The sequence below is a fragment of the Kitasatospora sp. NPDC059817 genome (genome assembly GCF_042731835.1).
In the GTDB taxonomy this organism is placed as follows: Bacteria; Actinomycetota; Actinomycetes; order Streptomycetales; family Streptomycetaceae; genus Kitasatospora.
This window is the reverse complement of record NZ_JBHWIR010000020.1, coordinates 1-7,299: the sequence shown is the minus strand read 5'-3', so window position 1 is coordinate 7,299 and position 7,299 is coordinate 1. Positions and strand designations below refer to the sequence as shown.

The following is a 7,299-nucleotide window of genomic DNA, read 5'->3' as shown; positions in this document are numbered from 1 at the left end:
CCCCCACGGATGGGAGAGCGGGCCCGCGACCACACCTAGCGGTGTCAGGCCTGCTCGGCCTCGACGGCCTCGTCGGCCTTGGCCTCGACCTTGGCGTCGGCCTCCTTGACGGCGCGCTTGGTGGCGCCCTCGGCCTCGCCGACGGCGGTCTGCGCGACGGTCAGCGCCTCGACCAGCTCGATCACGGCCATCGGGGCGTTGTCGCCACGACGGGGACCGATCTTGGTGATACGGGTGTAACCACCCGGGCGGTTCTCGTAGCGCGGCGCGATCTCGGTGAAGAGGGTGTGCAGCACGGCGATGTCGGTGATCGTCTTGCGCACCAGGCGACGGTTGTGGATGTCGCCCTTCTTCGCCTTGGTGATCAGCTTCTCCGCCAGCGGGCGCATCCGACGGGCCTTGGCCTCGGTCGTGGTGATGCGGCCGTACTGGAACAGCTCCCGGCACAGACCGGCGAGCAGCAGCGGCTCGTGGTGCGGGCCGCCGCCGAGGCGGGCACCCTTGGTGGGACGCGGCATGGATGACTCCTTGAATCTCCGACTACGGCCGTATCAGGTACCGCAGCGGGCGTCCGGGCACTGTTGCCCGGACGACTTTCACGACGACGGGGGCGGTCCGGTGGAACCGCCCCCGCGGCCAAATCTCTTAGTACTGCTCGGTCTCGGCGTAACCCGCGTCGTCCAGGTCGTCGGCGCCGAAGGCGTCGGCGGCGGCGGTCGGGTCGAACCCGGGCGGGCTGTCCTTGAGGGCCAGGCCCATGCCGGCCAGCTTCGCCTTGACCTCGTCGATCGACTTCGCACCGAAGTTGCGGATGTCGAGCAGGTCGGCCTCGGAGCGGGCGACGAGCTCACCCACGGTGTGGATGCCCTCGCGCTTGAGGCAGTTGTAGGAGCGGACGGTGAGTTCCAGCTCCTCGATCGGCAGCGCCAGGTCGGCGGCCAGGGCGGCGTCCGTCGGGGACGGGCCCATGTCGATGCCCTCGGCGTCGATGTTCAGCTCGCGGGCGAGACCGAACAGCTCCACCAGGGTCTTGCCGGCCGAGGCCATGGCGTCACGCGGACGCATGGCGGGCTTGGTCTCGACGTCGACGATCAGCTTGTCGAAGTCGGTCCGCTGCTCGACACGGGTGGCCTCGACCTTGTAGGTGACCTTCAGCACGGGGCTGTAGATCGAGTCGACCGGGATGCGGCCGATCTCCTGGCCGGAGGCCTTGTTCTGGACGGCGGAGACGTAGCCGCGACCGCGCTCGACGGTCAGCTCCATCTCCAGCTTGCCCTTGCCGTTCAGCGTGGCGAGGACCAGCTCCGGGTTGTGCACCTCGACACCCGCCGGCGGGGCGATGTCGGCGGCGGTGACGACACCCGGGCCCTGCTTGCGCAGGTACATCACGACCGGCTCGTCGTGCTCCGAGGAGACGACCAGCTGCTTGATGTTGAGGATGAGGTCGGTCACGTCCTCCTTGACGCCCGGCACGGTGGTGAACTCGTGCAGGACGCCGTCGACGCGGATGCTGGTGACAGCGGCACCCGGGATCGACGACAGGAGCGTGCGGCGCAGGGAGTTGCCGAGGGTGTAGCCGAAGCCCGGCTCCAGCGGCTCGATCACGAACCGCGAGCGGAACTCGTCGACGACCTCTTCGGTCAGCGAGGGGCGCTGAGCGATAAGCATGGGGGGTATTCCTCCAGTTGTCTTCGGCACCCACTATTTGATGCCGACAGGACCAAGCGTACGGGGTCCCGCGAACAGCGACGAATCACCGCGTGGGACCCCGTACGAAGGTTCAAAGCAGGTACTGCGAGCCCGAAGGCGCTGCGTCAGACGCGGCGGCGCTTCGGCGGACGGCAGCCGTTGTGCGGGGTGGGGGTGACGTCCTGGATCGAGCCGACCTCCAGGCCGGTGGCCTGGAGCGAGCGGATCGCGGTCTCGCGGCCGGAGCCCGGACCCTTGACGAAGACGTCAACCTTGCGCATGCCGTGCTCCTGCGCGCGACGGGCAGCGGCCTCGGCGGCCATCTGCGCGGCGAACGGGGTGGACTTGCGCGAGCCCTTGAAGCCGACGTGACCGGCGGAGGCCCAGGAGATCACGTTGCCCGCGGGGTCGGTGATCGAAACGATGGTGTTGTTGAACGTGCTCTTGATGTGCGCGTGGCCGTGAGCGACGTTCTTCTTTTCCTTGCGGCGGATCTTCTTCGCGCCGGCAGCCTGACGACCCTTGGGGGGCATAAGTCTGTTCTCCTACTGAGGTGGTCGGTCCGCTGACCCGCGGGCCGGAGGGATGTCCGGTTACGGGACGGACTACTTCTTGCCCGGCTTCTTCTTGCCGGCGATCGCGCGACGCGGGCCCTTGCGGGTACGCGCGTTGGTGTGGGTGCGCTGACCGCGGACCGGCAGGCCGCGGCGGTGACGCAGACCCTCGTAGCAGCCGATCTCGACCTTGCGGCGGATGTCGGCGGCCACCTCACGGCGGAGGTCACCCTCGACCGTGTAGTTGGCGTCGATGTACTGGCCCAGCTTCACGAGGTCTTCCTCGGAGATGTCGCGAACGCGGACATCCGGGTTGACACCGGTCTCGACCAGGGTCTGCTGGGCGCGGGTACGGCCGATGCCGTACACGTAGGTAAGGGCGATCTCGATCCGCTTCTCACGGGGGAGATCAACGCCGGCGAGGCGTGCCATTCAAGGCTCCTGTGCTTTTTCAGAGGTCTTGCGTGCTACCTACTCCTTCGCCTCTCGACGATGGAGCCCCGGCCTCTGACCGGGGGTGGCAGTCCGTCCCTTCGTGGGGACGGATCGGGTAGCCCGCTTATGACGTTTTCGCGTCGCGCGAAGTACTACGAGAAATGCTGGGGAGAGATCAGCCCTGGCGCTGCTTGTGGCGCAGGTTGTCGCAGATCACCATGACCCGGCCGTGGCGGCGGATCACCTTGCACTTGTCGCAGATCTTCTTGACGCTCGGCTTGACCTTCATGTTCAGGTTCTCCGGGTCTAGATCTGACGTTCTTACTTGTAGCGGTAGACGATCCGCCCGCGCGTGAGGTCGTAGGGGCTGAGCTCCACGACGACCCGGTCGTCCGGCAGGATGCGGATGTAGTGCATGCGCATCTTGCCACTGATGTGCGCGAGGACCTTGTGACCGTTCTGCAGCTCGACCCTGAACATCGCGTTCGGAAGAGACTCGATCACGGTGCCCTCGATCTCAATGGCGCCTTGCTTCTTAGCCATGAACTGCGAGATCCACCTTCCGGGACCGGCTACCGTATGCGGCACGCTCGTGCGAACCTGGGTTCACCCCGCCCCCGAAGGGAAGAGGGCGTGCTGAAGCACGCTACGAGTGAGCCGACGGTCCATCCTACGCCAGCGCGTCCGGTGGGCCAAAACGAGGTCCCCCGAAGGCGGCCACCGTGACGTTCCGGCTGGTCCCGGCGGGTCAGAACCCGGCGGTGACCTTCAGCGGCTCGACGTGGGCGGTGCAGGCCGCGCAGCGGCGGGCGGCCTCGGGGATCTCGGTCAGGCACTCGGGGCAGGGCCGCTTGGGGGTCTTCGCCTTCTTCGGCAGGTATCGCGCGGTCGCCTTGGTGACCGGCAGCACGACGCAGAAGTACAGCACCGCCGCGGTCATCACGAAGGCGATCAGCACGTTGAGGAACTGGCCGTACGGGAAGGTGACCCCGGCCACCGTCGCCTTGTACGAGCTGAAGTCGCCGGCCGCGCCGACCCCGACGCCGACCAGCGGGGTGAGGAAGGCCGACACGAAGCCGGTCACCACGCCGGTGAACGCGGCGCCGATGACGACACCGACCGCCATGTCGACCACGTTGCCGCGCATCATGAAGTCGCGGAATCCCTTGAGCACTGCACTCTCCCGATCGATCGAAGCTGCTGAAGCCGCTACTGAAGCCACTGCCAGCCGATAAAAATAGGACAAAAGCCCTGGAGGTCCAAACCCCCAGGGCCCTGATCCCTTGTCAGCAGCGGAAGTTGGCCGCTCAGCCGACCGTCGTGAGACTAACCGAGCGGGTCCGGGGCGGCGGTGATGCCCAGCTTCGCGAGCTCCGCCTTGCCGCCGTCGAAGGCCGTCAGGACCAGCGGGCCCTGCTCGGTGACGGCCACCGAGTGCTCCCAGTGCGAGGCCCAGGTGCCGTCGTTGGTGACGACCGTCCAGTCGTCCTCCAGCACGGCGGTGTGCGGGGTGCCCAGCGAGACCATCGGCTCGATCGCCAGCACGGTGCCGGGGATCAGCTTCGGGCCCTTGCCGCGGCCGCGCTCGACGTAGTTCAGCACGTGCGGCTCCATGTGCATCGCGGTGCCGATGCCGTGGCCGCCGTAGCCCTCGGTGATGCCCCACTTGCCCTTGGGGGGCAGCGGCTGGCGGCGGATGAAGCCCTCGATCGCCTTGGAGACGTCGACCAGGCGGTTGTTCTTCTTCATCTGGGCGATGCCGGCCCACATCGAGCCCTCGGTCACCCGGCTCAGCATCTCGACCTCGGGGCGGACCTCGCCGACCGCCACGGTGATCGCCGCGTCGCCGTGCCAGCCGTCCAGGATGGCGCCGCAGTCGATCGAGATGACGTCGCCCTCCTGGAGCACCCGGTCACCGGGGATGCCGTGCACGACCTCGTTGTTCACCGAGGCGCAGATCACCCCGGGGAACCACAGACCGCCGTGGTCGGCGCGGAAGTTGGAGGTCGCACCGTGGTCGGTGATGACCTTGTCCGCGATGTCGTTGAGCTCCTGGGTGGTCACCCCCGGGGCGACCGCCTCCCGGCAGGCCTTCAGCGCCTCGGCGACGACCAGCCCGGCCGCTCGCATCTTCGCGATCTGCTCGGGGGTCTTGATCTCCACCATCTGGTCACGCCTTCCACGTTCTGTTTGCCACTGCCTACCACCGTACGACGCCGTACGGCCGCGCCGCCCGGGATCGGGGAGCGCGGCCGTACGGCGTCGCCGGGAAACTCAGTTGTCCTGCTTCAGCGCCTCGATCGCGCGCCGGGTGACCTCGTCCACCTTGCCGAGGGCCGAGATGGTCGCCACCAGGCCCTGCTGGACGTAGTAGTCGATGATCGGCTCGGTCTCCGTGTGGTAGACCTCCAGCCGGGTGCGCACCTTGTCCTCGGTGTCGTCCGAGCGCTGGTACAGCTCGCCGCCGCACTCGTCGCAGACGCCCGCGGCCTTCGGCGGGTTGTAGTCCACGTGGAAGACGTGGCCCCCGTCGTTGCGGCACAGGCGGCGGCCGGCGATCCGACGGACCACCTCGTCCTCGGGGACCTCCAGGTCCAGCACGCCGTCCAGCTTGATCCCCTGCTCGACGAGGAACTCGTCGAGCGCCTTGGCCTGGCCGAGGTTGCGGGGGAAGCCGTCGAGCAGGAAGCCGCCTGCGGCGTCCTCCTGGAGCATGCGGTCCTTGGCCATCCCGATGGTGACCTCATCCGGCACCAGACGGCCCGCGTCCATGTAGCTCTTGGCCTCGAGCCCCAGCGGGGTGCCCTGACCGATGTTGGCGCGGAACAGGTCGCCGGTGGAGATGTGGGGAATGGACAGGGTCTTGGCGAGCAGGTGCGCCTGAGTACCCTTCCCGGCCCCGGGAGGACCAACGAGGACGATACGCATCAGCGGAGGAACCCTTCGTAATTGCGCTGCTGGAGCTGGCTCTCGATCTGCTTCACAGTTTCGAGTCCGACGCCGACGACGATGAGCACGCTGGTGCCGCCGAACGGGAAGTTGGTCTGCTGTCCGAAGGCGACCAGGGCGATCATCGGGATCAACGCGATCAGGCCCAGGTAGAGCGAACCCGGCCACGTGATTCGGGTCAGCACGTAGTTCAGGTACTCGGCCGTCGGTCGGCCGGCCCGGATGCCCGGGATGAAGCCACCATACTTCTTCATATTGTCGGCAACTTCTTCGGGGTTGAAGGAGATCGCGACGTAGAAGAAGGCGAAGAAGACGATCAGCAGGAAGTAGGTCGCCATGTAGATCGGGTGGTCGCCCTTGACGAAGTGCTGGGTGACCCACACCGCCCAGCCCGACTGGCTACCGGTCAGCTGGACCACCAGGGCCGGGATGTACAGCAGCGACGAGGCGAAGATGACCGGGATGACACCGGCCTGGTTCACCTTGAGCGGGATGTAGGTCGACGTGCCGCCGAACGCCCGCCGGCCGATCATCCGCTTCGCGTACTGCACCGGGATCCGGCGCTGGGCCTGCTCGACGAAGATGACCAGCATCACAACGATGATGCCGACCGCGACCACGGACAGGAACTCGACCCAGCCGCCACCGATGGTGCCGGAGCCCTTGATCGCCCACATCGAGGACGGGAACTGCGCGGCGATCGAGGTGAAGATCAGCAGCGACATGCCGTTGCCGATGCCGCGGTCCGTGATCAGCTCGCCCAGCCACATGATCACCGTGGTGCCGGCAGTCATCGTGATCACCATGACGGCGATCCGGAACACGCTCGTGTCCGGGACGATCTGGTTGCCCACCGGGCAGCCGGAGAACAGCGCGCCGCTGGAGGCCGTCGCCACGATGCCGGTGCCCTGGAGCACGGCGAGCGCGATGGTCAGGTAGCGGGTGTACTGGGTGATCTTCGTCTGGCCGGCCTGGCCCTCCTTCTTCAGCGCTTCCAGTCGCGGGATCACGACCGTGAGGAGCTGGAGGATGATGCTCGCGGTGATGTACGGCATGATGCCGAGCGCGAAGATCGTCAGCTGGAGGAGCGCGCCACCACTGAACAGGTTGACGAGCCCGAAGAGGCCGTTGTTCTTGGTGTCCTTCACACACTCGTTCACGGCCGTGAAGCTCACGCCGGGGATCGGAATGTGTGAGCCCAGGCGGAACAGCACCATGATGCCCAGCGTGAACAGCAGCTTCTTGCGCAGGTCGGGCGTCTGGAACGCCCGCGCGAACGCACTGAGCACGGTGCCTCCTGCGCCTCCCGCGCGTCGTCGGCGGGAGGGTCGGTCCTGAATGGGAGTTTTGGCGGTACGGGCTCCCGTACAGACGGCACAGGCGAGCCTACGCGCAGCCTACAAGGGAACTCCACGGACTCTAACAGTGCGCAGCCACTCGGAAGAAGCGCGTACCGCCCCTCCCCCACTCACGGGGTACGGGATGCCCGGGTTTGCCACACAAAAGAACGAGGACACGTCAACGGAATGCCCGGAAAACGCGATGCCCGGAAAACGTGCGAGCCCCGCACCTCCCGAAGGTGCCAAGGGAACCGCGAGACCTGTCGTACTAAGGCGCACCACACAACCGGCACGCGACTACGGACCAGCACCCCGCACACACGACCGGGCAC

The 7,299-nt window shown here is 67.1% G+C and carries 10 protein-coding genes; all 10 read right to left on the bottom strand.

Going from position 1 to position 7,299, the window contains the following annotated elements; all coding sequences use genetic code 11:
• Positions 1-44 precede the first annotated feature (44 nt).
• Positions 45-518, bottom strand: coding sequence for a 50S ribosomal protein L17 (gene rplQ, locus ACFV61_RS07075; protein WP_063348978.1), 474 nt, complete (start codon positions 516-518; stop codon positions 45-47).
• 127 nt (positions 519-645) lie between these two features.
• Positions 646-1,668 (bottom strand): DNA-directed RNA polymerase subunit alpha, encoded by a 1,023-nt coding sequence (locus tag ACFV61_RS07070; RefSeq protein WP_030232516.1) that lies wholly within the window; start codon positions 1,666-1,668, stop codon positions 646-648.
• Positions 1,669-1,814: 146 nt separating this feature from the next.
• A complete protein-coding gene (rpsK, locus tag ACFV61_RS07065) occupies positions 1,815-2,222 on the bottom strand; it encodes a 30S ribosomal protein S11 (protein ID WP_030232513.1) in 408 nt (135 codons plus the stop codon).
• Positions 2,223-2,294: 72 nt separating this feature from the next.
• Positions 2,295-2,675, bottom strand: a complete 381-nt coding sequence (rpsM, locus tag ACFV61_RS07060; RefSeq protein ID WP_063348977.1) for a 30S ribosomal protein S13 — start codon at positions 2,673-2,675, stop codon at positions 2,295-2,297.
• 178 nt (positions 2,676-2,853) lie between these two features.
• Positions 2,854-2,967 carry a 50S ribosomal protein L36 gene (rpmJ, locus tag ACFV61_RS07055; RefSeq protein ID WP_003956441.1) on the bottom strand — a complete coding sequence of 38 codons (114 nt, stop codon included), beginning with the start codon at positions 2,965-2,967 and terminating at the stop codon, positions 2,854-2,856.
• Positions 2,968-2,999: 32 nt separating this feature from the next.
• On the bottom strand, positions 3,000-3,221 hold the full coding sequence (gene infA / locus ACFV61_RS07050) for a translation initiation factor IF-1 (RefSeq protein ID WP_014047798.1): 222 nt from the start codon (positions 3,219-3,221) through the stop codon (positions 3,000-3,002).
• Positions 3,222-3,426: 205 nt separating this feature from the next.
• The gene (gene mscL, locus ACFV61_RS07045; RefSeq protein ID WP_380423795.1) at positions 3,427-3,852 is read right to left on the bottom strand and encodes a large conductance mechanosensitive channel protein MscL; all 426 of its coding nucleotides are present in this window, start codon (positions 3,850-3,852) and stop codon (positions 3,427-3,429) included.
• A gap of 152 nt (positions 3,853-4,004) precedes the next feature.
• On the bottom strand, positions 4,005-4,844 hold the full coding sequence (gene map / locus ACFV61_RS07040) for a type I methionyl aminopeptidase (RefSeq protein WP_063348975.1): 840 nt from the start codon (positions 4,842-4,844) through the stop codon (positions 4,005-4,007).
• A 108-nt stretch (positions 4,845-4,952) separates the two neighbouring features.
• On the bottom strand, positions 4,953-5,606 hold the full coding sequence (locus tag ACFV61_RS07035) for an adenylate kinase (protein WP_063348974.1): 654 nt from the start codon (positions 5,604-5,606) through the stop codon (positions 4,953-4,955).
• On the bottom strand, positions 5,606-6,916 hold the full coding sequence (gene secY, locus ACFV61_RS07030) for a preprotein translocase subunit SecY (protein WP_063348973.1): 1,311 nt from the start codon (positions 6,914-6,916) through the stop codon (positions 5,606-5,608). The genes ACFV61_RS07035 and secY overlap by 1 nt, the downstream gene beginning before the upstream one ends.
• Positions 6,917-7,299: the final 383 nt, after the last annotated feature.